Here is a 23,137-nt window from a genome sequence, read left to right on the forward strand (position 1 = left end):
AGGAGCATGGAATATGATGAATCTTGATTCTTTTGTAAGGACAATGAAAAGGACATTCCATATTGTAGTAAAAAAAGATGAAGTTGGCTATGAAGCTTATGACTTCTATCGTGAAGAACTGGATGAATTGCTAATCCCAGCGGAACACCTAGTAAAACTACCCGACCCTTTGCTCCTTGAAACACTATCGTATGTGGATGATAAGGGTTATGAGTGGATTGCTGGATTTGTGTTGGGTGGAGAATCAAGGAAGAAATTGTATGAAGTGTGGATAAGAAATGGGGAAGCAATTGCCTATGAAATATACATCTAATGAAAGGAGAAGTAAGAGTGATGAAAACTTACAGTAAGATTGTAATGAATGGTGAAAAATGTTACAGAGAATTCCATGAAGATACCGGCTTTTACGGACAGACTACTCTTACCGAGCAGGAATTAACGGAACAATTGCTACTGGAAATAACGAAGGAAATCATTGAAATAGATAATGGTGAAGTAGATAAAGCCATTTCAACAATTCCAGACCAAAATCAAAGAGAAATTGTGCAACGCTATTTAGAATATCTTGAAAGGATAGCCGAATCATTCTAGTAAACTCACGACATTTCTATAGGAGAACTTACGACAAAACTAATTAGAGCAATAACTCGTTTAGTGGTTCCTATGAATGGCAAGGATTTATTATGAATTTAGCTGCAACAATCATACGGCATTATTATATTACTGTCGTGAGTTGGAAAGGAGAGAGCAAACCGTGAAACCATATCACTGGTAGAAGGCTATTGATGTATAACAGCGTACATCAATAGCCTTTTTGCATTTTAGGAGGTGAATGGAGCTTGGATATAGAGAAGTTTGAGAAATGGCTTTTTGCGGAGGGGAAAGCCCCCAAAACCATCGAGTCGTATGTGAACGATGTGAAAGGATTCCAATCGTACTTGCAGGAGAAGCTGAAGGAAATGCCAGTCCTTTCCCGCTTCTCCTTTGTGAAATACAAGGAGCATCTGATGAAGGAGGGCTATGCCGTTTCAACTATCAACAAAAAGATTAATAGTCTAAAAGTCTACAACGATTTTCTGAGAACCGAAGGAATCGTCAGCGAGTCGTTCATCCAGCTGAAACGGGACAGAATCAAAATAGCCGACGGGAGCGAGGAGTCGGTCGATGCTCTCACAGAGGAACAGGTGGAAAAACTACTCTTCTATGTGGAGGACAGGCAAAAAGTCACGCTGAGAAACAAGCTCATCGTCTATTTGCTGCTATATACGGGAGTCAGGGTGAGCGAGCTGGTCGGAATCCAAATTGCCGACATCGACTTCCTCACCAGCAGTCTGAAAGTGACCGGAAAGGGCGGAAAGAGGCGAGAAATCGGGCTCAGACAGGACGTCCTACATTTGATAAGGCAATACATGAAGGAAGAGCGTTCCGGGTCTGTTTTCAGCGATAGCCCCTATCTTTTGCTGAGTCAGAGGGCAGGGAAGATGCATCGGGATGCGGTGAGGGATTGGCTTGCCAAAATATCGAAAGAGTTGGGATTCAAATTGCATCCTCACCTATTCCGTCACACCTTCTGTACGAGATTGCTGAAAAAGGGAGTCGACCTCACCACCGTCAGCAAACTCGCCGGGCACTCGACCGTGAACATGACGGCGAAATACTATATCCAAACCACAAGGCAAGAGAAGCTGGATGCCGTCCAGCTTCTCTAATCAGACAGCAAGAAAGGAGGAATAGAACATGCCTCAATGGTTGATTGAAGTGTTGAAAATCGTCATTGAAGAAATCGGCAAACGCAGAAAGCCTTAACCCTTGAGAAGTTCCAATAGCTCTTTTGACGGATTGTCTGCGTCGACAAAAAGAATGATGTAGTCTAGCCCAACGTTTGTCGCGAGAATGGCATCACTGAAAGTCTTCCGCAGGTGGTAGGCGATTTCTTGAGCTTTTCCTTCTTCGGTTCGAATGAAATAGGTCGCCACGTTCGGATAGATAGCGGTTTTGCGAGACTTCAGCAACTCTTTCAGCCGCTTATGATGAAATTTTGTCCGCTCCACCTGCGAAGGCTTGTAGTAGCCTTTTTCGTTTTTTTGAATGCCCAACTCTTTCATGTACCTAGAGAGTGTGGATTGGCTCACTTGGATGCCATATTCTCTTTTCAATGCTCGGACAATAGCAAGTTGGCTCTTAAAGTCTTGTTCGTCTAGTAACTTAAGCAGCGCCTCCTGTCGTTCATCCATTTGCTCTTTCCGTTCTTCATTTCTGTTGTGTAAGCTGTTTTCCATATGTTTTCCTCCTTTGTTCACAAAATTGTCATATTTAAAGTCTGGTGCCAGGCACCACCCGATTTTCCTTGTTTCACAGAATGTTTCACGGAAATGTAGGAAGGCTCTGCGGAGATGTGGCTCTCCGTAGGGCTTTTCTTTTTGTTTTAAGGCTGAAATAGTAAATAAGATTATGCTAGAATAGAGTTGCAACTGCAAAGTAAAGGACGGGTGCCTGTCACTCCCCGAAATGAAAGTGCCTGTCACTCCTCGAATAATCTTGTTTCACAGGGTTGTTCCACAAGGGATGAATGGAACTGAATCTTATAGAAATACAGGAAAAGCCTTGTCGAGAGAAATCTCTGCTTGGCTTTTCTTTTTTTAGAACGGCGCCAGGCAGGCGTTAACTTTTGAAAAGTGAAAGTGCCTGTCACTCCCCGAATTATCTTGTTTCACAGAATTGTTCCACAAGGGGTGAATGGGACTGAATCTTATAGATATAGAGGGAAGGCCTGGTGGGGGGAAATATCCAAACCTTTTTTATTTTTCATTTTCTGTCCATTTCAGAAAGAAAGGTACAAAAAATGCTATAATAGAATTTGCAATAGGGCTTTCATGGGTGGTGGCTCATTCCCCGAAAGGGGGTGATGCCTTATGACAGTATTCGAGAGTTTGATTTTGATGATCTCCTTTGCAACGTTAATCGTAGCGATACTGTCGCAACAAAAAAAGTAACCACCCATTAAACGCCTAGCCAGCATTTGGGTTGGTTACTTTTTTAAACTATTGCGGCTGCTCCCTTGAAGGGCTATTGCACCTAGACCGAAGGTGTTACCGCACCTTTGGTCGTTTTTAATGTATTCATTTTCTAATTCCATTATACCCTGTTTTTCCGAAAATGAAAACATCCTCATGAAAGTGCCTGTCACTCCCCGAATAATCTTGTTTCACAGGATTGTTCCACAAGGGATGAACGGGACTGAATCTTATAGAAATACAGGAAAAGCCCTGCCGAGAGAAATCTCTGCTTGGCTTTTCTTTTTGTTTGAAACCGAATCAAGTAGAATGACAGAGACCCCACTCCTTTACATCATGCCTTTACTTTCTGCCTTTTTGGCCAGACAAAATTTGATATGGCGATTAATAAGTCAATCCCCAATACGAATGTCCATAACTTTAGTACACCAAAAAGGGCTTCTGTTCGGCTGGAGTCGTTAATTAAAAAGATTACCCCTACTAACAATCCTGCACCAATGAGATAGGAAACAACATGCCTCAACCAGCTTTTTAAATAATGGAGGGCATATTCTGGTCCGAAACGCTCCTTGGGCTTTGGTCCTTCTTTCATGATGAAATAACAAAATCTCTCATCAGCCCATTCGATCATGGATTTTCCGAAAGCGAGAGAAACTCCAATATATACAGCGGCAATTGCATGTGCAGAAGTTGCGGTTGCTCCTCGATATAAATCTACACAAGCAGTAGTCAATAAAATGAAGTCAATGACAGGGGTTAAAGCAAAGAAAAATAGCCCTAGCTTCTGTTTCTTTAGGACATATCGTGTAATAAGTCCTAACAATATGACAATCCAAAATCCTATTTCACAGGCAACAATCATCCATGCAACAAAATTCAACGCGACACCTCTCTTATTAATACGGTTGTATTATTTAAAAATGATTTTACCATGTGGATTGAAATAATACAATTGTATTGTTTAATTGCGAATACCCATTTTTCTTGATAAAATAAGGTATGCCAAAAATAGTTGACCATGATTATAGAAAAAAACTAATTGCGGAAGCGACATGGCGAGTGATCCTAAATGAGGGAATGGAAGGAGCAACGGTAAGAAAAATTGCGAAAGAAGCTGGATTGTCTTTAGGGGCATTACGTCACTATTTTTCAACACAAAATGAATTACTCGTTTATGCGATGAATCTCGTCAAAGAAAGAGCAACCGCTCGTGTTATGAAAATAGTAATGAGTGAATTACCGCCAAAAGAGAAAGTAATGAGAGTCATTCTGGAAATTGTTCCTGTCAATGAGGAAACCATGGCTGAAATGGAGGTCTGGTTTGCCTTTATTTTTTATTGTAAAAACAAGCGGGATGTGTTTGATTCACACTATGATGGCATTTTCCCAGGACTCTGTAAATTATTCACCTTTTTAGAGCAGCATCACTTACTTCGGAAAGACCTTCATAAAGAGATTGAAATAGAAAAATTATATGCCATCATTGACGGCTTAGCCCTTCATGCAATGTTAGAGCCTTCCCGGGTGAATCATGAGCGAATTGTCAAGGTACTTACCCATCATTTAAAATTGATTTGTATTTAGGGCTGGTCCAGGCACGCCCGGAATTTCATTTCGATTTATCTAAGCATTTTCGGCAAATTTCGAGTAGTACCTGGCACCGTTCAAATGTATAGTTGTAGTGAAAGATTCATAGAGATATAAAAACATAAAGGGTTGGGGGTCGAAAGGATGAAGTATACAAAGTATGTTATAAGTGGTGTGATTGTGGTGGCTGCGCTTGTTATTGCGCTTGCCTCTTTTGCAATGGTTCCGTCCGGCTATAGGGGGGTTGTATTGCAGTTGGGTGCTGTAAAACCAACCATATTCAACGAGGGGGTTAATTTTAAAATCCCATTTATTCAAACAGTTCAGCCAATGGAGGTGCGGGTGCAGAAAGAGGAAGATTCACAAACCGCCGCTTCCAAAGACCTGCAAATTGTTACAACTAAGGTTGCCGTCAACTATTCACTTGAACCGGGTTCTGTCAATAAATTATATCAAGAAGTTGGCATGGATTACCGTACCCGCGTGGTCGAGCCTGCTATTGCGGAAGCATTAAAAGCGATCACAGCTAAGTACACAGCCGAAGAATTGATTACGAAACGCCCCGAGGTTTCAAAGGAAGTAAAAGACTTGTTGACGACAAAGCTATCCAAGTATTATATGAAACTAGAGGATATCAATATTAAAGAATTTGCATTTAGCGAAGAGTTCAATAAAGCCATTGAATCGAAACAAACCGCCGAACAGAATGCTTTAAAGGCCAAAAGAGACTTAGAAAGAGTCAAAATTGAAGCACAGCAGCAAGTCACCCAAGCCAGTGCCGAAGCCGAAGCATTAAAGTTGAAAAAACAAGAAGTAACGCCAGAATTAATCAAATTAAAACAAATTGAAGTTCAACAAAAGGCTGTGGAAAAATGGGATGGCAAGCTGCCAAGTGTCACAGGCGGTGCAACACCATTCATCGACCTTAAAAAATAACGGTGCTAGGCACGCCTCAAATTTTGTCGAAGATGCCTAGAAAAACTGAAACGGAAAGTCCTGTGGAGCATGATTTTTCTACAGGGCTATTTCTTTTGCCCGCTAATTTCTCTTGATGTGTATGAAGATGGATGGGTTCTTATTTTGGGAGAATATGATAGAATGGAGGTAAAGTTATTTTTAAATAGTCTTCTGCATTTTTACTCTTCTGTTTTTCCGCATTTTTTCATCATGCTTTTCTTTATGATTTATTCCCATTTTCAATCAAAACATTCAGGATGAAGCAGCGTGAATGCTGTTCATTATAGTAAATACTGCTTTTTGGAGGTTGCCTTATGACTAAGAAGGTATCTAGTATTGGTTTAAAGGGCCTGGAAGGCTATCGAGTACAGGTTGAGGTAAAGATATCTCCTGGAACGGAGTCGATGATGATTGTGGGCTTGCCGGACGCATCTGTGAAGGAGTCAAGGGAACGGGTAATTGCTGCATTGAGTTATTTTGACATGGATGTTGCTGATCAAAAAGTGGTCGTCAACCTTTCCCCGGCTGAGCAAAAGAAAAATGGACCATTATTTGATCTGGCCATTGCAGTTGCCGCATTAAAGGAATTGAATGCAATTAAGGCGGAGATTCCCCTTGATACAGCCTTTATCGGGGCGTTGTCGCTTGATGGAGAGGTGGTGAAAGCTGAGGGGATGCTGCCGGCTTTAGTTTCTGCCCAATCATTAGGAATAAAGAAGGTGTATTTTCCTTATGATCCTTTGATACCGATTCATATGCTGCAAGGATTGGAGTGTATTGTTGTGCAACATATTGAGGAGGTAGTCCAGCATTTGGAAGGGCAAGAAAGCCTTCGTTTACAATCCCGCTTGACTACAGAAGAACAAAAGCCGATTTTTTCTGTACCACCACAAAAAAATTTCCGACATGTCATTGGCCACGAACAGGCAAAGCGGGCATTGGAAATTGCTGCTGCAGGCGAGCATAACGTCCTAATGAGTGGTCCTCCTGGCTGTGGAAAAAGCTTGCTGGCTGAAACCTTTCCCTCCATTTTACCGGCGCTGACCAATCAAGCCCAGCTCGAAGTGATGAGCCTCTACCAACTGGTAGGTGAGAAAAGAATTGCCCACCACAACGTTCCTTACCGACATCCCCATCATTCTGCATCCTCCGTTGCCATTATTGGCGGCGGTTCCACTCCAAGACCTGGTGAGATTTCCTTAGCACATCATGGGGTTCTGTTTTTAGATGAAATAGCAGAGTTTACCAAAAAGACATTGGATATGCTGAGGCAGCCATTGGAATCAGGGAAAGTGACGATTAGTAGAGCCCATTCAACGATAACTTACCCATCCTCATTTATTTTGATCGGCGCAATGAATCCCTGCCCGTGTGGTTATCTCGGCTCTAACGATCATTATTGCACATGTACACCAAAGCAAATACAAAGTTACCAAAATCGCTTGTCAGGGCCAGTTTACGACCGGATCGATATTCTTTTATCATTAAAATCTGTCAATCTCGGTCAACCAACCGACTGTCAAGAATCTTCAGAGGTAATCAGAAAGCGTGTTGAAGCGGCACGCAGAATGCAGTATCAACGATTTCAAGCAGAAATCACAAATGCTAAAGTACCATTTGAAATCATGACAGCATCCAGCCCCTTAACAAGTGAGCAGAAGAAAATGCTCATGACTGTTGCAGCAAAGCAAAACTGGAGCAATCGCGTTCAAATTAAAATTATTAGGCTGGCAAGAACAATCTCCGACTTGGTCGGAGAAAATAGGATCACAGATAAGGCAATTTGGGAAGCGATGACATTGCGACGCCGGGGAATTCATAAACAGCAAATGATAGCGAAGGAAAAGTTATAATGCCACGGCAAAAGAGGATTTGGGGGCCAAACCGCTATTATCACATTGTTTGCAGAGGAAACCGCCGTGATCCCCTTTTTCGAAATGCCAGCGATTTTCAAGCTTTCTTGCATATTCTTCAGCAACTCCATGCAAAGTTTCCCTTTCAGCTTGCCTCATATTGCTTAATGAATAATCATTACCACCTGCAGATCCGCTCAGAGGAAGTTTCGCTATCCAAATTGATGTCATTGATCAACAAGCGTTATGCTAATTACTATAATACGAAGCATCGCTTATCCGGTCATGTGTTTGAGAAACGCTTTTATGACAACCTCATTGAGGATAAAGAGCGAATGCTCGAGGTTAGTCGCTATATTCATTTAAACCCGGTAGAGGCCAAAATGACGAGAAAGCCGGAGCATTATCCTTGGAGCAGTTGTTATTTATATAAGTATCCCCACTCTGCAGCTCCTTGCTTTATGCATGTAGATAGCCTCTTGGGTTATTACGAAGGTACAAGAGAGCAAAGGAGTGAGAAGTATTGTAGGAGCTTAATGATTCAATAACCTGGTGCCGGACCATTTACTATTGGGTAGTGTCTGTGGCACCCATTTGCCCGCTAGCACGGTCAAGCGTGGGGCTGGCACTGTTCTACTGTTCTAAAACAAAAAGAAAAGCCAAGCAGAGATTTCTCTCCACAAGGCTTTTCCTGTATTTCTATAAGATTCAGTTCCATTCATCCCTCGTGAAACAACCCTGTGAAACAAGATTAATCCGGGAGTGCCAGGCACCCATCCTTTTGGTAAAGAAGTGTATCTCGTTGATTTCCTCCGAAACACTAAAGGCATTCAAGATGGTTTTGGTGTGTATGCAGATATAAAAAGCGGAAAAATTGTTGGTTATGGATAGAGTGATTAATTGAAATAAAGTAAAAACTCATTCTCAAAGAAAAAAGCACCTACAAAGGTGCTTTTTTGTACGCTAAAACAGTTGCTAATTTATACTCCAAAAATCTGTGATTTTGGTGTATTTTTATATTACTTTTTTAATTTTTCTACTTCATAACTGAACTGCTTACTATTTACGATGGCTTTTTTATGTCATATTAGGAAGAAAATGCGACGTAAGCGAAAGAAATTCCTAACGTATTTGATGCCTTGCAATGATCATCTTTGCTGCGCATAAGGCGGATTATGTGCAATATACAACTTCCAACAAAAGAATCTGTAATGAGAGGTGGGGTCTGACAACCAGATCTCTAATCTCTTAAAACCAAAAGAAAAAACTTGTAGAGATTTCTTTCCACAGAGCTTCCTTTAGCACTTTTCAGTGCTTGGGGATTGATCCCAAATCTTATCGACAAAATTAGGGGCGTGCCTGTGGATTGCGCCGTTCTACGCTGGCACCGTTCTATACAAAAAGAAAAGCCAAGCAGAGATTTCTCTCGACAAGGCTTTTCCTGTATTTCTATAAGATTCAGTCCCGTTCATCCCTTGTGGAACAACCCTGTGAAACAAGATTATTCGGGGAGTGACAGGCATCCATCATTTAGTATTTTTAACTGTAACACTGATAGGCTTTGTGTCAGCTGTTTTACCTGAATCGGTGTTAGTTACTGTAAATGTAAGGTTAGTTGTTCCATCTTTAACAACTTTACCAGCTGCATCAATTACTCCAGTATCAGAAGAGGATTTTAATTTAATTGTAAATCCATTTCCAACTGTCGGTAAAGTAATTGCGGTTCCAGCAGTTAATCCATCAACGTCTGCGAAAGAAGTGATTTTAGCAGCTTCATCATTAACTGCCTTTTGGTTAGCAGCATCAGTATCTGAAGTAGAATATCCACCAGTAACAGTTACTTTAACTGGTGCTGCGCTTACTGCTCCTAAAGATAAGACTGCATTAAATACAGAATCCTTTGGAAGTTCTGTAACTGTTGCTTTATTTGTTCCGTTACCTGTAAACACAAGGTTGCCAGAAACTTTTGATAAAGTTAATGTTGTTTGTGCTTGCGATACAACTGCAGTACCATCAGCAAATGTATCTTTGCCATCCGCACTAGTTAATTCAACTTGTGCACCATATTGGTCAGTTACAACTACATTTACATTCGCAAGGTAACTAGCAAGTGTAAACGGTTCAGCTTTAGCATAGTCAAATTTATCAACAACTTTACTAGATGTTCCAGCAATGAAAGCATCTGCATCTTCAACTACATCAATTTTTGTTACTTTTGGAGCTACTTTAGAAATTGTAACTTCTTGAGTAAGTTTCTGACCGGTTGCATTGATTGTGACAGTTAAAGGAAGTTTAATTTCATTATTGTCACCATAAGAAGTGTAGGCAGCTGCAACATCAATAGTACCATCTGCTACATCAGAATTAAACGTATCGTTTGTAGACGAAACAGTGTAATCTCCATCAGCTTTATTAAGCAACACTTTACTTCCATCCGATAAAACACCATATACTTTTACTACTTTGTCATACGCATCATTATCTGATTTCCCAGCAGCTACTTCATCATATACAGTACCAATTGGTGCTACTTCATATGAAACGTATTCAGAGCCATTTGTTACACGGATAGTAGCATCAGCTGTGCTTGCTGCGATTGGGTTTTTACCATCAGCATCTGCAAGTACAAATTGAATTGTTTCAGTACCATTCTTAGTACCAGCAGTTAATACTACTCCTGCATCATATTTTATTACATGGTTTGGTGAAGCAGCTACAGTTACGATATCAGAATCAGTATTATCCTTTACAAGAATTCCTTTCGAATTATCCTGTAAATATTTTGTTACATCAGCTGATTTCATAACACGACCGAATTGGTCTTCAACAACTAAATCAGAAACATTAATAGTTTTAGTTTTCTTAGCTACAAGTGTTAAAGGATCTTTTAATCCACGAACAGTAGTAGGAACAGCAGCCTTTTCAACTTTAATGGTTGCAGTAGCTACCTTAAATGTTGAAGATTGAGCTACTAACGGGAATACACCGTCAGCTGTGTTTGTACCAGCTGGAACTTTAATATAAAGATTTCCATCTTCACCTTTTACAAATGCATTTGAAACTTGAGTTGTTCCAAAAGTTACTTTAACACCTTTTTGGGCGTCGTTTAATACTTTTACATCTGTAATAGCTTTACCATCTTTATCGAGAACAGATGCAGGGACTAAAATATCTTCTTTAGCAACTGCTAGTGCCGGAGCTGAAAGATTAACAACATCGGTACGAGTAGCTTCAGCTACTGATACCTTATAAGAAGCACTTTTTCCAGTAGTAGTTGAAATTAAAGTAACTTGGTTTTCTCCGGCCTTTTGAAGGTTAGTTAATTTTAAGCCAAGTTGTTTTTTACCGTTAATAGTTAAATCAGTTAAAGTAACTTTATTTCCTGCACCTTCTGTTTGAATAACAGTAGGATTTGCTTCATACTTAACTAAACCAGCTGCAGCAACAGCTTTATCAGTAATTGCGTTACCATATTGGTCTTTTACGTCTACTAATAGATAGAATTCATTTGTTCCTAGAACAGTATCTTCATTTAGGTTTTTTCCATCTTTATTGTAAATGCCTGAAATTGCTACGTCAGCAACTGTAGATGCCGCAGATAAAGTAACTACTTGAGTAGCTGATTTTGCACTAGCAACATCAATAAGAGTGATTGGAAGTTTATCTCCAACTTTAGCGCCTGATGCTAAAGTAAGTGTAACAACACCGTTTGAAGCTACTATCGATGAACCATTAGTTTGTAAAGTTGTCGCTTTTGTAATGTCTTCACCATATTGGTTTTTTACTTGGTAAGAAACAGTTGCTGTTTTAGGACTAGCAGTATTATCTACAACTGCATCAGTAGACAAGATTTGAATAGACTCTACTCTTTCATCTTCTACAGAAACAGTTTTAGTTAAAGTTTCGTCAGTAAGACCTTTAACATTTACTGTGTAATCACCCTTAGTAAGTTTAGTAGAAAGTTCAAGTGCTACAGATTTACCATCTGAAGCCCATGTAGTTTTAGAAACGTTTTGTTTGATTGTAGATTTAACTACTTCAAGAGTTGCTTTAGTTGTATCTACAGCTTTGTTGAATTTAACTTCTAAAGTTTTAGCGTTAATCGCACTTACACGATTAGTATTTAATTCTCAACAATTTTGGACTTTTGTTTAACCGATGGGATCGGTTGTGGGCAGGAGGTTCTTGTTTTTTAAGTTGTATTAAAGCATCCTCTTTTGGTAATAAATTGCTAATGTATTTTATTGCAAATGGAGGTGATCACGATGAATGGAATCAATAAAAAAACAACAGGAGATGTGAAGATGAAGAAAAACATTCTTGGTAATTACTTGCGTAATCTTCGGGAACAACATGGATTAACGCAGCTGGTTTTAGCTGAACAACTTGAAGTCAGTCATGCGTTTATCAACTACATCGAGCTTGGGAAACGAATGCCTAGCATAGAGACACTTGAGAAAATTTCTAAGTTTTTCAAAGTGGACCTTCATCACTTGAGGGATTTATTAGAAAAACAAAAGCTGTTAAATAAACAGGCAGAGAATGAGACTGTACCGGTTGAATTACCTGAATCTGTTCAAAAACTGACAGAATTGCTGCTTAAAATCGATCAACCTTTGCTGGAAGGGATGGTTTTAAGTTTTATGAATCAAGTGAATGACCATTTAATTAAGATGACACCAAATTTCTCGCTGACTGATCTGCGGGATCAATATCAGAAAGTGTTGGCCTTTGAACATGATCATGGAGAACAGACTGGTTTAGAAGGCTTTCTCAAACTTCCTGAAAATAGACAAATGTTCTTCCAATTCATTCGATCGAATCATTCACTCACATTAAAAGTGCTACAATCCGATCGCAGCAAAATTGAATTATTTGAAAAATGGCTTGGCCCTCATGTTTACAGCAATCTGTGTGAACTTCGAGTACCACAAGTGCTGGAGCCGCAAAGAGGTGTCTCTTTTTGTTGGTTTTCACCAAGTATTACGATGAAGGAACAATATAACGATTTAGTACAAAAAAATCTGGATATGGATTCCGTTTTGGTGAATTCCAGCCAATTGGCTTGGTTCATTCAACAAAATGATCAAAAGCTAGAAACAGAGTATGATGCCGGATGATTTTTCAAATAAAGAATAACTTTGAAATTTACATTCAAAAGTTTCTGATGTATTTGTCCAGAAATGGATACTCAGACGAAACGATAAAAGGTTACTCGAAAGACTTGGAAAAATTTTTTCGGCACCTGGTCGGTACATACGGTGCGCAGGTAACGGTTTTGGATATCACCAAGGAAGACATTCTTGATTACCAAGATACTCTTACTCGAAATGGATATGCTAAGAATTCGATTGCCCGGCATATTTCAACGATTAAATCCTTTTCCAAATATCTGTTCAATGAGGTGGGATGTGGCGATGATCCCGGAAGTAAAGTAAAAACACCAAAGGTCTATACACCCTTAACAACGGTGCTGACAGAAGAACAGATGAAGCGGTTTCTAGAAGCTGCTAGGAGCTATTCGCCGTTCTATCATGTTTTGACCAGCTTCCTTTATTACACGGGTAGCCGGATTACACCTGTTGTTACGCTGTTAAAGGAACATGTTTATTTGCAAGAAAAAAAGGTGTATTTTCCAAAAATCAAGGGTGGGAAAGACTTGTATCTGCCCATACATGATCAGCTGCTGAATTTGTTGGACCAGCATATTTATGCATATCGCAAGGAATCAAGGTATGTGTTTCCCTCACCTAAATCATTAGATAAACCTGTAAGTACTGCCGATGTAAGATTTCATTTGAAAAAGATCCAAAAAGCAGCTGGAATACAAACGAAAATGACTCCGCATGTAATCCGCCACTGTACAGCCACCCACCTGACATTAAAGGGCGCCGACCAGAGATATTTAGCGGCGATCTTGGGCCACAGTGACTTACGATCCACGATGCGGTACCAGCATTTAAATGTCGATAATCTAAGGGATACCTTATCCATTTTGGATTAAAACATTTGGGCTCTGCCGAATGAAGCAGGGCTCTTTTTTTTTAAATAGTATCGACAAATGGGACAAGTTCTATACAAGAATTTCTTTGTCTTTTGTCAGCATTGTCTTTTTATGAGTTAACAACTTATAACCCGTGGAGTAACATATTGCTATTGAAAGAAAATCAAGCAATCCTCACCTGTACCACTTTATTTTGCTTAGCTATAAATTTTAAGGCGAATTTGTTGAAGATTATAAAAGTCAATGAAAATATATACATTTTTCATTGTTTTAGAATGTACAATTTTGACTAAAGGTTTGGTGCCAGGATTGCCTTGAATTTTATCGAAGGTTAATAGGTTCTTAGTTTAAGGAAAGTGGTAGAATAGAGTTGCAACTGCATATTGTAGGGTGGCTGGTTGTCACTCTTCTTTCCTCTATGGAGGGGAGGTGATAATACGAAGCATAGCTTAACTGCCATGTGTTTGAAAAACGCTTTTATGATAAACTCATTGAAGATAAAGAGGGAATGCTTGAGGTAAGCCGCTATATTCACTTAAATCCTGTAGAGGCGAAAATGACGAGAAGGCCAGAAAATTATCCGTGGAGCAGTTTTTACTTATATCGGTATCCTAATCTGTAGTACCTTGTTTTATGCATCTTGACAGCCTCCTAGATTTACTATGAAGGAACAAAGAATTGAGAAGTACTGTAGGAGTTTAATGAACAATTAAATATGGTTTAAGGTGCCAGATTTGCTGTCTAAACCCGTCACCTTTTTCAATTGGAATATTCTAGGTTATAATGGTTTTATAGTAAAAAAGAGAAGTGCTGCTAACACTTCTCCCTGCAGCTGCTACCGTCAAGGTAGTGGTTGTCGATGTATATTATTTATGAAAACCACCCTTTTGCTTTCGGCGGCACGTAGGGTGGTTTGACTTTTTGCTTTAAGACGTTTTTTCGAAGGAAAAAGCTGCGGTTTCCCGCGTAATACCCTTCAAAACCTCTCGTAGCAGTTCAAGGAATGCTCTCCAAAACGGAAAGAAGAGCGACAACCAACCTCACAATATCTATCAGCAATTCCGTTCAATCATTTCTCGCAAACTAAAAACCAATCAGCCTTCGACTTAATTCGAGGCGTGCCTGGCATCATACCTTAATGCTTTGGTTATATTTTTGTATAAAAAGGGAAAAATATCAGTTAGGTGTATTAACTATTGAAAGTTTGAAAGGGTTATGATAAATTTTAGCTAAAAGGAGGTGGCAAGATGGAAAGAAAAGTGATTGAACAAGTTGTCAAAGATTTGTTTTTTAGTAAGGAAGCAGCTGAATATTTAGGAATTAGTAGTCAACGTTTGAATCAGTTGGTGCACGCTGGTCAAGTAATACCGATTAAAAAAACTCCGGCCGGTTCTTTATTTTTAAGGCAAGATCTTGACGAACGAAAACGGAACTTAAAAACCATCGCTCCTGAACTTTCAACAGATAAGGATCATGAGAAAATTGATTTGAATACACCTTTTATGCACGAAGTCATGAATTATTACACGATACAATCGTTCTTTAATTACTCAGACAAAAAAACGGAACCTATTTTTAAGGAATTATCTGCTGAAATGGATATGCAGCAGAAATTTTCCAAGCTTATTGAGAAGGTAAGCGATAGGTTGAAGCTAAATGAAAATGATCTACAAAAGGCGTACAGAAAAGTTGTAAAGGGGTTTCAATCTCTTAGTAAGGGAGACATGATCATCAAAAAGGGTATGAAAGATTACCCAAAGTTATTAGCCATGACGGATGAGGCACCACCTTATTTGTTTTTGAGAGGAAATATTAGCTTACTTAAAGAGAAAATAGTATCGGTTGTAGGAAGCCGAGGTGCTTCCGAAGATGGATTAAAGAAGGCCCACCGCTTGGCACGCCATTTAGGAAATGCAGGAATCGTCGTCGCGTCAGGCTTGGCAAGAGGGGTAGATACGGCAGCTCATAGGGCGGCTATTGAATATCATTATCCAACTATTGCTGTGCTTGGAACACCCATTACCCGAGCTTATCCTAAAGAGAATGAGCAATTGCAGCGCATTATAAGTCAGGAAGGTTTGGTTGTCTCTCAATTCCCGCCATCTAGCCAAGTACAGAGATGGTTCTTCCCTATGCGGAATGCAGTTATGAGTGGCATCTCTCTGGCAACAGCTATTGTAGAAGCAGGAGAAACAAGTGGCGCTTTAAAACAGGCTGATTATGCCCTTAAACAAAAACGTCTTGTGTTTATCCCACAAAGTGCTCTCGATAATAAGAATATATCGTGGCCAAAAAAATATATTAAACGTGAAGGGGCTTCAAAATTTACACGTATTGAAGATTTGTTTGTTGCATTGGAGCAAGCGAAAATCATACCGACGATCGAAGAACAAATGAGTCTGATTGATGAAGGGACTGAAAAGGTCTATGTTCATCAGTTTAAATGAGTTGAAAGGACTTGTTGTCGATTTAGATTCTTTTCCAGAAGAATTTGATGATAATTGGGCAGATATTAATTCTTCCATTTCTATTTTGTTTTTAAGTAAAGATGAGAAAAGGTTTTCGAATATTATAAAGATTAATCGTGATTTTCTAACGCATAATGGAACTTTTGGTGGATTTTTAAATAAACGGAAAAGCCTAATTGAGGTTCTTCAAATGTTAGAAATAGAATCTTTTGAGATCGCAGTCCTTTCTCGTAATTTAGAGATTTTAAAATACCTTCAGGGAATGAATGTTTCAACCATTTACTTTTCCGAGGAAGATTATATCAATTATGAAGATGTCGGAAAACTACCCGATTTCTTAATTGGCTCAATAGAAGACATCAATCATATTATTAGTGGAGAGTTAAAGGGATTCTATTCAGAAGCGGCATCCATTATTTATAAAGGTAACCATATTGAGTTCAAACGGGGGATTGTCATTGTAACGGACAAAGAATATGACAATATAACCTCGACTGTTGTAAGTGGTGGAAGGTACTTTTCAACAAGTGATATCCGATATCCGGTACATCAACTTTCACAACGAATCATTAGGAATAAAGATTATTTTGAATCACAAGTAGGGTTATTTTCATCGATATATTCGGATTTAGTTCGATTTATAGAAGAACAGATTGAAAAAGTGGATGCTTTGACTCGAATTCCGCCAAGACCGTCCCAAGAAAAGGACCGTATGATCGATTGTGTCAATTATGTCTGCGGAAAGAAGCCACATATCAAGAATGCATCTACTTCATTGTTTTGTGTTAGAGATTATGAAAGCCAAAAATTTCTAAATCAAGAAGAAAGGCTCTCTAATATTCAAGGTGTATTTCAAGTAACTGACGATTTCAGAGGTATGCATGTGGTAATTTTAGATGACGTTATTTCCACAGGAGCTACTGTCCTCGAAGCTGCGAAGGAACTTTACAGAGCTGGAGCTAGGAAAGTCACGATTTTGGTGTTAGCTATTAATCAGTTTAAACGTTTCTTATCAATTGGTAATAAACCATTAGAGTGCCATTGTGGAGGAGAATTGAAGATGCGTTTTAATAGAGACAATAACTCTGCCTTTTTCGGTTGCAGTAATTTCCCTTCATGTAGAAATAAATCGGATTTCTTCGAAGGTGTCCAAGCCTATAATAATTTGAATAAAATTGAAGTGGATAGAGAGGAGCTGGAAGATTCGGAATGGTTTTAATATAGGTACTTTGCCATCAACCAATCATCACTTGTGATCTCCTGCATTGGTGAATAGTTGTTGTTTGAACACTTTTCTGTTATACCTCAAAGCAAATACCAGACCAAGCAGCCGCAACTGCTTGGTCTATGAATCTTTCCCGGGCCTTCACTTTGTGGGTGTATTTTTTTGCGTTTCTGTACGCGTTTAGTAATGAAATCCAATCGATCATGCTTTGGTTCGATCGTGAATGTGACCGGATTGTTTCTGAATTCTGTGGTAATCTTTTTTAATTGGTCGGCATTTTGCAGCTTCGTGTTAAAGGATGACAGCTTGTTGGGAACGAGGATGCTGCGTCCATTTCCTAATAGTACCAAAGTTTTTTGGCAACAGCACTTGGTTCTGATAATTTGATTGGGATTAAACCATATCGTGTCATCGTTCTTTGCTGACTTCGTTGGAAAGACACAAATTTGATGGATGGGATTGACCATGATCGGGCACATCTGAATATCACCAAGGAGCGATTTGGCGGTGGCAATCGCTCCTCTTAAATCAAACCCAATACGTCTAATACTATCTGCAAGAATTTCAATCGGTGAACGCTCAACAATCAATGTTCTATGTACTTCGTGAACAACCGAGAATCGGTTGCCGTATCGATCATAAAAACCTGCCATATACATAAACTCTGGTTTGATAAAATAAAATTTTTTACTGTTCAATTTATTCGCCTCTTAACATCATTTTGATTGTATTCAGTTTCGATCGATATATATACTAATAATTCGTTAGTTTAGGTTGAAATACTTAACCGAGAGCACTGTCTCAAACAGGACCGCAGCTCTTGGTTTTTTAGTAGCTCACAGCTTCATCACCACCCTTCCGTTGTCAATGATCTGTACAAGCGGTTACCAAGAAGTCGTTTTATAAAGAAGAACCAACTGTCACACGCTGGTACAACAAATCTCAGTGCTAAGTTATATGTGAAAATGTGAGCAATCTAGCCGCAAAAAATAGGTGACTGACTAGATGTGAAAAATGTATAAGCGAAATTTTTCTGACAAATAAAGAATATCATAAATAATGACTAATTTGGTAATCAAAAGGGATAAAATTATTAAATTTTTGTGAAAAAAGTACTAGAAAAACGTTAAAATTTAACATTTATTTCCTGTGCCTATTTTGTGCCTATTTAATGATAAGGAAGTTACTATTATCCTCCGAAAAGATAAAAAAATAGCGACTCAATCCTAATAGTATATTGCCAGATGGTCCTTTTGTTACAAAGCATGAAAAAAGGCTGGCAGAACTGTTGTTTCAGGTGGTGCCAGGGAATCGCTCCTTATTTTGCTATAAAAAGAGTTACATTCGAACAAAATTTTTCGAAAATTTGGTCTTTACATTATATTATTTCTTCTCTATAATCAGTTATGTATATATCACTTGTACACATAACCAAACAACTACATAAGAAACTGACGAATGGGGCTGTGTGGAAATGGAAACAAAATCGCTTGATAAAAATGATGTGGTTCCGCTCTATGTTCAATTACATAGAATCATAAAGGAGCTAATTTTAAAGGGGGAATACAAAGAAGGCGACCTACTTCCTTCCGAAACGACTATGATGAATACGTTCAATACTACAAGAGGTACAGTAAGAAAGGCGATCTCAGAGTTGGTTAAAGAAGGGCTGGTCTATCAAAATCAAGGAAAAGGAACTTTTGTTTGTATTAGACAGGTTAAATACAGTATTTGGAATTTCAGTGGATTTACAGATTATCTGAAAACTAAAAATGAAACACCTGTTTCCAAAGTTTTAGCACAAGAAAATGTTACGATTGATGGAAAAGATTATTTTAAATTGGTAAGAGCCAGAGGCGTAAAGAAAGATGGACAAGTCCTTTTTCTAACTATTGATACTTCTTTATTACCAATCAGTTTGTTTCCTAGTATTGAGAAATATAATTTTGCAACTGATTCGCTATATAGAATCATGCGTGAGGAATACAATATTTATCCAAGACACTCAGAAATTACCTTAAGTCCTGTTATGATAGACGACCGAACAAGGGAAATCCTTAGGGTTAAATCAGAAAATTCCATCTTAATGAAGGCTGAAGGAAAGGTATTAAATGAAGAAAATACCGAAATTGAAAAAGTATCCGTTATTTATGGAGATAATATTGAAATTAAAATAATGACAAATATTAATTAGGGGAGATAAGCCATGTTAAAAAAGTCTCTAGGATTGATAATAATTTTTATTTTATTAATTGTAAGCGCTTTTGGGTGTTCTTCTTCTAAAAATTCAACGGATAAAGGCAAAAAAGGATTGGTCATCGTAAATTGGAAAGACTATGGTTCAGATGATCCAGCTGTTGTTAAAGAATTTGAAAAAAAATATAACGTAAAAATCACCCACCAATATATGGCCTCGGAGGAAGAACTGCTTACAAAATTAAGAACGGGAGGGGTGGGAAAAATTGATTTAATCCTCCCTAATGCATCTATTCTTCCTGTTGCCATTAAAGAAAACTTACTTGAAGAAATTGACACAACCAAACTATCAAACTATCAATATATTTTTGACCAATTTAAAAAACTTCCTGAAAATCAGAAAGATAATAAAGTCTATGCGGTTCCATGGGTATGGGGGTCTACAGGCTTAGCCTATAATTCTAATGAAATTAAAGAAAATGTTGATACCGTAAATATCCTTTGGGATAAAAAATATAAGGGAAAAATAGCCTTTAGGGATGACTTCAATGATGCAGTGATGACAGCGGCACTAGCACTAGGACAAAATCCAAATAACCCATCGGATTTAAACGCAATTAAGAAAAAATTAGTTGAACAAAAACAATTGAATAGAACCTATTGGAAAACTGGTGATGAATTTTCAAAACTATTTGCTGGCAAACAAATTACAGTCGGGCTTATGTGGAGTGGACAAGCAGCTGCAATGAAAAAGAATGGCGAACCTATTAATTACGTAATACCAAAGGAAGGTGCCATAGGCTGGGTTGATAACTGGGCCATTGTAAAGGATTCAAAAAACTATGACCTCGCAGTAAAGTTTATTGACTATATGTTGAGCAAAAAGTTCCAGGAAGATTGGGTTAAAAAAGGTGGGCCCAACCCTGTTAATATTGAGGTTACGAAAAACTTAGATGCTGAATTTGTGAAACAAATGGGCATAAATGAGGAAACCATTGCTAAACTTCATTTTATTTCTTATCACTCCGATGCTGAAAAGAAACAATGGAATGAGATGTGGCAAGAGGTGAAATCACAATAATATTTAAAATGAGGGCAGCACGGGTGTCACTGCTGCCCTTAATTTAATGAAAGAAGGAGGGGAAATCTGAGTGAATAAAAAATTTTGGTTGGTGAGCCCACCTGTATTGTTATTAATTGCTTTCTGTGTCATTCCGTTATTTATCATGGTTTATTTTAGCTTTCTTAGCGATGGGGCCGATCCTCATTTAACCCTGTCGAACTATCTAGACTTTTTTCAAAAAGGGTTTTATTTAAAATTAACCTGGAAAACGATTTCAACCAGTCTAATCGTCACCATCATTTGTATTTTAATCGGCTATCCTATGGCTTATATTATGGCAAAAGTGATCAATAGCGGTAAAACCATCATATTAATCGCTATTATTATTCCCTTCTGGACCAGTCAGCTTGTTAGGGCTTATTCGTGGCAAAATCTGTTAAGAGATGGCGGCATTCTAGAAATGATTCTAAGAAAGTTTCATTTAATCGGTTCAGAACCTTTGGGGATTCTATTCACCCAGACAGCAGTTATTATTGCACTTGTACATATCTTTTTCCCCTACATGGTGATCACCATTTATATGTCTTTAGAAAAAATGGATCATTCCATCATTGAAGCTTCCAAAAGTTTAAATGCTGGACCGTTCACAACCTTTTGGAGAATCATATTACCTTTGAGTAAACCCGGGATTATCTCAGGGTCCATTCTCGTATTTGTTCCAAGCTTAGGCGTATTTGTAGAGCCAAGAATTTTGGGCGGAACGAAGGGGTCAGTGATTGGTACAGTCATTGAGGATCAATTTTTCGAAATATACGGTTGGAATTTTGGGGCAGCAATAGCCTTTATCCTATTAATGATTGTACTGATTTCCATAGCGATCTTGTCAAAATTTGCGAAGGAAGAGGTGTGATGATGATTAAAAAAGGGTTCGGCTGGCTGTATACAGGTATTATTTTTATATTTTTGTATGCTCCTATAGCGGTTTTAATGTTGATGTCTTTTAATAAGTCTCAATATAACTCTCTTCCTTTCCAATTTAGCATCCGCTGGTATAAGGACCTTGCCAATGATCAGACATTGATTGACGCTTTCTTGACCAGTATGTATATTGCTGCCGTAACGGCCATTTTCTGTGTCATTTTAGCTACTATGTTGATGCTATGGATTGTACAAACAAAATCAAAGTGGAAAAAATGGATAGATTCACTGGTTATCTTACCACTGACTATACCATGGTTAATACTCGGACTAGCATTATTATTGTTGTTAAACTTTTTGAAATTAGATAAAAACTATTTTGTACTACTCATTGGACATATTATTGTATCTCTTCCTTACACTGTTATGGTGATTAAGGCCCGATTACAGAGTCTGGATCTTACGATAAATGAAGCATCGGCCAGTCTAGGAGCAAATGAGTGGACTACATTTCGAAAAATCACTTTGCCTTTATTGTTTCCAGCCATGTTAGCTGGAGGTTTCCTGGCTTTTGTGATTTCATTTGATAATTTTATTTTGTCTTATTTTCTTATTCCTAGCGGGCATTCAACATTACCGATTGAAATCTACTCTTCTATTAAATTTGGATTTACCCCTGTCATCAATGCAGTGTCAACGATCATCCTGGCGGGTACAACGATTGTTATTCTTTTCATTATTATGGTGATGAAGGCTTCATTAAAATATTTATTCAAGTAGGAGGGGTAGTCATGGGATACTTGGCGATAAAAAATTTAAGCAAGTCTTTTCAAAATAACAAAGTACTTGATCGGATTAATCTTGATATAGAAAAAGGAACTTTCTTATCCTTACTGGGCCCTTCAGGCTGTGGAAAGACTACAACCCTTCGTTTAATAGCAGGGTTTGAACGCCAAGACGAAGGAACCATAAATATTGGAGGAAATATGATGGATCGATTACCTCCGTATAAAAGAAATATCGGATTAGTCTTTCAAAATTATGCACTATTCCCGCATATGACAGTCAGCCAGAATATTGCGTATGGGTTGGAGCAAAGAAATTTTACAAAAGGTGAAATCAAAAAAGAAGTTTCAAAAGCCTTGGAAATGGTACAGCTGACGGGATATGAAAATAGGAAACCGCGGCAGCTTTCCGGCGGACAGCAACAGAGAGTTGCACTCGCCAGAGCATTGGTCATTAAGCCCAGTCTTTTGCTGCTTGATGAGAGTTTAAGTGCATTAGATAAAAAATTACGGGTAGATATGCAAATAGAGCTAAGACAAATCCAGAAAAACATTGGCATTACGACCCTGTTTGTAACGCATGATCAAGAAGAGGCCATGACGCTGTCGGATCAGATAGCTGTTATGAAAGATGGAAAAATCATTCAAATGGATACACCACAAAAAATATATGAAAAACCGATTAATACATTTGTTGCCAGTTTTATTGGTCAGTCTAATTTCTTTTATGGAAAAATCAAAGATCACCTCCAATTTGAGTTACAGAACGGCCAGAGCTTTTTGCTGCCGCATGGCGATTACTCTTTGAATAAGGGACAAGACTATATCATTTCCATAAGGCCTGAGAAAATTCGCATGGACCGAAACCAGCCATCCCACCCGCATATTCAAGGTAAAGTAAAATTTATTACTTATGTCGGAAATCTTTCGATGTATCTCATTGAAGCTTTAGGGCTGGAAATTAGAGTCCAAAATCAAAATCACAATGATGGTGCTCGATTTGAAATAAATGACGAAATATTTTTAAGCTGGGATTCCGGGAATCAATCCATTCTATTTGAATAAGG

Annotated in this window: 21 protein-coding genes; 17 read left to right on the forward strand and 4 right to left on the reverse strand. The window is 38.4% G+C overall.

Annotated elements, in window-relative coordinates; translation table 11 throughout:
- Positions 1 to 13 precede the first annotated feature (13 nt).
- From RCG24_RS17180 to RCG24_RS17190, 3 genes are all read left to right on the forward strand, one after another.
- A complete protein-coding gene (locus RCG24_RS17180) occupies positions 14 to 313 on the forward strand; it encodes a hypothetical protein (RefSeq protein ID WP_308077556.1) in 300 nt (99 codons plus the stop codon).
- A gap of 17 nt (positions 314 to 330) precedes the next feature.
- The gene (locus RCG24_RS17185; RefSeq protein ID WP_308077557.1) at positions 331 to 591 is read left to right on the forward strand and encodes a hypothetical protein; all 261 of its coding nucleotides are present in this window, start codon (positions 331 to 333) and stop codon (positions 589 to 591) included.
- A gap of 248 nt (positions 592 to 839) precedes the next feature.
- Entirely contained in the window at positions 840 to 1,709 is an 870-nt protein-coding gene (locus tag RCG24_RS17190; RefSeq protein ID WP_308077558.1) for a tyrosine-type recombinase/integrase, read from the forward strand.
- Between the two features lie 93 nt (positions 1,710 to 1,802).
- Here RCG24_RS17190 and RCG24_RS17195 read toward each other — a convergent pair whose 3' ends face one another.
- Positions 1,803 to 2,279 (reverse strand): arginine repressor, encoded by a 477-nt coding sequence (locus RCG24_RS17195; protein ID WP_308077559.1) that lies wholly within the window; start codon positions 2,277 to 2,279, stop codon positions 1,803 to 1,805.
- A 633-nt stretch (positions 2,280 to 2,912) separates the two neighbouring features.
- Here RCG24_RS17195 and RCG24_RS21350 point away from each other — a divergent pair.
- The gene (locus tag RCG24_RS21350; protein WP_374049164.1) at positions 2,913 to 2,993 is read left to right on the forward strand and encodes a putative holin-like toxin; all 81 of its coding nucleotides are present in this window, start codon (positions 2,913 to 2,915) and stop codon (positions 2,991 to 2,993) included.
- A gap of 355 nt (positions 2,994 to 3,348) precedes the next feature.
- Here the strand turns inward: RCG24_RS21350 and RCG24_RS17200 are convergent, their stop codons facing one another.
- Positions 3,349 to 3,894: a hypothetical protein gene (locus RCG24_RS17200; protein WP_308077560.1), complete on the reverse strand. Its 546-nt coding sequence runs from the start codon at positions 3,892 to 3,894 to the stop codon at positions 3,349 to 3,351.
- A gap of 119 nt (positions 3,895 to 4,013) precedes the next feature.
- Between RCG24_RS17200 and RCG24_RS17205 the strand changes: the two genes are divergently transcribed.
- The 4 genes from RCG24_RS17205 (at position 4,014) to RCG24_RS17220 (ending at position 7,959) form a co-directional block, all read left to right on the forward strand.
- The gene (locus tag RCG24_RS17205) at positions 4,014 to 4,598 is read left to right on the forward strand and encodes a TetR/AcrR family transcriptional regulator (RefSeq protein WP_308077561.1); all 585 of its coding nucleotides are present in this window, start codon (positions 4,014 to 4,016) and stop codon (positions 4,596 to 4,598) included.
- A 147-nt stretch (positions 4,599 to 4,745) separates the two neighbouring features.
- The gene (locus tag RCG24_RS17210) at positions 4,746 to 5,537 is read left to right on the forward strand and encodes a prohibitin family protein (protein ID WP_308077562.1); all 792 of its coding nucleotides are present in this window, start codon (positions 4,746 to 4,748) and stop codon (positions 5,535 to 5,537) included.
- A gap of 335 nt (positions 5,538 to 5,872) precedes the next feature.
- A complete protein-coding gene (locus tag RCG24_RS17215) occupies positions 5,873 to 7,411 on the forward strand; it encodes a YifB family Mg chelatase-like AAA ATPase (RefSeq protein WP_308077563.1) in 1,539 nt (512 codons plus the stop codon).
- Positions 7,411 to 7,959 carry an REP-associated tyrosine transposase gene (locus RCG24_RS17220; RefSeq protein ID WP_308077564.1) on the forward strand — a complete coding sequence of 183 codons (549 nt, stop codon included), beginning with the start codon at positions 7,411 to 7,413 and terminating at the stop codon, positions 7,957 to 7,959. Before RCG24_RS17215 ends, RCG24_RS17220 begins: the two co-directional genes overlap by 1 nt.
- 978 nt (positions 7,960 to 8,937) lie before the next feature.
- Here RCG24_RS17220 and RCG24_RS17225 read toward each other — a convergent pair.
- Positions 8,938 to 11,259, reverse strand: coding sequence for a hypothetical protein (locus RCG24_RS17225; protein WP_308077565.1), 2,322 nt, complete (start codon positions 11,257 to 11,259; stop codon positions 8,938 to 8,940).
- Positions 11,260 to 11,676: 417 nt separating this feature from the next.
- Here RCG24_RS17225 and RCG24_RS17230 point away from each other — a divergent pair, with 417 nt between their 5' ends.
- The 4 genes from RCG24_RS17230 to RCG24_RS17250 all read left to right on the forward strand — a co-directional run bounded on the left by RCG24_RS17230 (position 11,677) and on the right by RCG24_RS17250 (position 17,102).
- Positions 11,677 to 12,531 carry a helix-turn-helix domain-containing protein gene (locus tag RCG24_RS17230; RefSeq protein WP_308077566.1) on the forward strand — a complete coding sequence of 285 codons (855 nt, stop codon included), beginning with the start codon at positions 11,677 to 11,679 and terminating at the stop codon, positions 12,529 to 12,531.
- Positions 12,528 to 13,415, forward strand: coding sequence for a tyrosine-type recombinase/integrase (locus tag RCG24_RS17235; protein ID WP_308077567.1), 888 nt, complete (start codon positions 12,528 to 12,530; stop codon positions 13,413 to 13,415). The genes RCG24_RS17230 and RCG24_RS17235 overlap by 4 nt, the downstream gene beginning before the upstream one ends.
- A 1,247-nt stretch (positions 13,416 to 14,662) precedes the next feature.
- The gene (locus tag RCG24_RS17245) at positions 14,663 to 15,862 is read left to right on the forward strand and encodes a DNA-processing protein DprA (RefSeq protein ID WP_308077568.1); all 1,200 of its coding nucleotides are present in this window, start codon (positions 14,663 to 14,665) and stop codon (positions 15,860 to 15,862) included.
- Positions 15,822 to 17,102, forward strand: coding sequence for a phosphoribosyltransferase family protein (locus RCG24_RS17250; protein ID WP_308077569.1), 1,281 nt, complete (start codon positions 15,822 to 15,824; stop codon positions 17,100 to 17,102). The genes RCG24_RS17245 and RCG24_RS17250 overlap by 41 nt, the downstream gene beginning before the upstream one ends.
- A gap of 86 nt (positions 17,103 to 17,188) precedes the next feature.
- On the opposite strand, the gene RCG24_RS17255 is transcribed toward RCG24_RS17250, so the two are convergent.
- Positions 17,189 to 17,806, reverse strand: a complete 618-nt coding sequence (locus RCG24_RS17255) for a competence protein ComK (protein WP_308077570.1) — start codon at positions 17,804 to 17,806, stop codon at positions 17,189 to 17,191.
- A 776-nt stretch (positions 17,807 to 18,582) separates the two neighbouring features.
- On the opposite strand from RCG24_RS17255, the gene RCG24_RS17260 reads away from it, so the two are divergent.
- From RCG24_RS17260 to RCG24_RS17280, 5 genes are all read left to right on the forward strand, one after another.
- A complete protein-coding gene (locus RCG24_RS17260; RefSeq protein WP_202654524.1) occupies positions 18,583 to 19,302 on the forward strand; it encodes a GntR family transcriptional regulator in 720 nt (239 codons plus the stop codon).
- A 12-nt stretch (positions 19,303 to 19,314) separates the two neighbouring features.
- Complete coding sequence (locus tag RCG24_RS17265) at positions 19,315 to 20,385, forward strand: ABC transporter substrate-binding protein (RefSeq protein WP_308077571.1); 1,071 nt, start codon at positions 19,315 to 19,317, stop codon at positions 20,383 to 20,385.
- A 70-nt stretch (positions 20,386 to 20,455) separates the two neighbouring features.
- A complete protein-coding gene (locus tag RCG24_RS17270) occupies positions 20,456 to 21,277 on the forward strand; it encodes an ABC transporter permease (protein WP_202654522.1) in 822 nt (273 codons plus the stop codon).
- Entirely contained in the window at positions 21,277 to 22,065 is a 789-nt protein-coding gene (locus RCG24_RS17275) for an ABC transporter permease (RefSeq protein WP_308077572.1), read from the forward strand. Before RCG24_RS17270 ends, RCG24_RS17275 begins: the two co-directional genes overlap by 1 nt.
- 11 nt (positions 22,066 to 22,076) lie before the next feature.
- Positions 22,077 to 23,135, forward strand: coding sequence for an ABC transporter ATP-binding protein (locus RCG24_RS17280; RefSeq protein ID WP_308077573.1), 1,059 nt, complete (start codon positions 22,077 to 22,079; stop codon positions 23,133 to 23,135).
- Positions 23,136 to 23,137 lie beyond the last annotated feature (2 nt).

This window comes from Neobacillus sp. OS1-32 (genome assembly GCF_030915425.1).
Taxonomy (GTDB): domain Bacteria; phylum Bacillota; class Bacilli; order Bacillales; family Cytobacillaceae; genus Neobacillus; species Neobacillus paridis.

Coding starts and splice junctions, on each gene's coding strand:
- RCG24_RS17180 (WP_308077556.1), top strand. CDS start 14: ATGATGAATCTTGATTCTTTTGTAAGGACAATGAAAAGGACATTCCAT.
- RCG24_RS17260 (WP_202654524.1), top strand. CDS start 18,583: ATGGAAACAAAATCGCTTGATAAAAATGATGTGGTTCCGCTCTATGTT.
- RCG24_RS17210 (WP_308077562.1), top strand. CDS start 4,746: ATGAAGTATACAAAGTATGTTATAAGTGGTGTGATTGTGGTGGCTGCG.
- RCG24_RS17195 (WP_308077559.1), bottom strand. CDS start 2,279: ATGGAAAACAGCTTACACAACAGAAATGAAGAACGGAAAGAGCAAATG.
- RCG24_RS17265 (WP_308077571.1), top strand. CDS start 19,315: ATGTTAAAAAAGTCTCTAGGATTGATAATAATTTTTATTTTATTAATT.
- RCG24_RS17230 (WP_308077566.1), top strand. CDS start 11,677: ATGAATGGAATCAATAAAAAAACAACAGGAGATGTGAAGATGAAGAAA.
- RCG24_RS17220 (WP_308077564.1), top strand. CDS start 7,411: ATGCCACGGCAAAAGAGGATTTGGGGGCCAAACCGCTATTATCACATT.
- RCG24_RS17280 (WP_308077573.1), top strand. CDS start 22,077: ATGGGATACTTGGCGATAAAAAATTTAAGCAAGTCTTTTCAAAATAAC.
- RCG24_RS17250 (WP_308077569.1), top strand. CDS start 15,822: ATGAAGGGACTGAAAAGGTCTATGTTCATCAGTTTAAATGAGTTGAAA.
- RCG24_RS17275 (WP_308077572.1), top strand. CDS start 21,277: ATGATGATTAAAAAAGGGTTCGGCTGGCTGTATACAGGTATTATTTTT.
- RCG24_RS17205 (WP_308077561.1), top strand. CDS start 4,014: ATGCCAAAAATAGTTGACCATGATTATAGAAAAAAACTAATTGCGGAA.
- RCG24_RS17245 (WP_308077568.1), top strand. CDS start 14,663: ATGGAAAGAAAAGTGATTGAACAAGTTGTCAAAGATTTGTTTTTTAGT.
- RCG24_RS21350 (WP_374049164.1), top strand. CDS start 2,913: ATGACAGTATTCGAGAGTTTGATTTTGATGATCTCCTTTGCAACGTTA.
- RCG24_RS17215 (WP_308077563.1), top strand. CDS start 5,873: ATGACTAAGAAGGTATCTAGTATTGGTTTAAAGGGCCTGGAAGGCTAT.
- RCG24_RS17235 (WP_308077567.1), top strand. CDS start 12,528: ATGATTTTTCAAATAAAGAATAACTTTGAAATTTACATTCAAAAGTTT.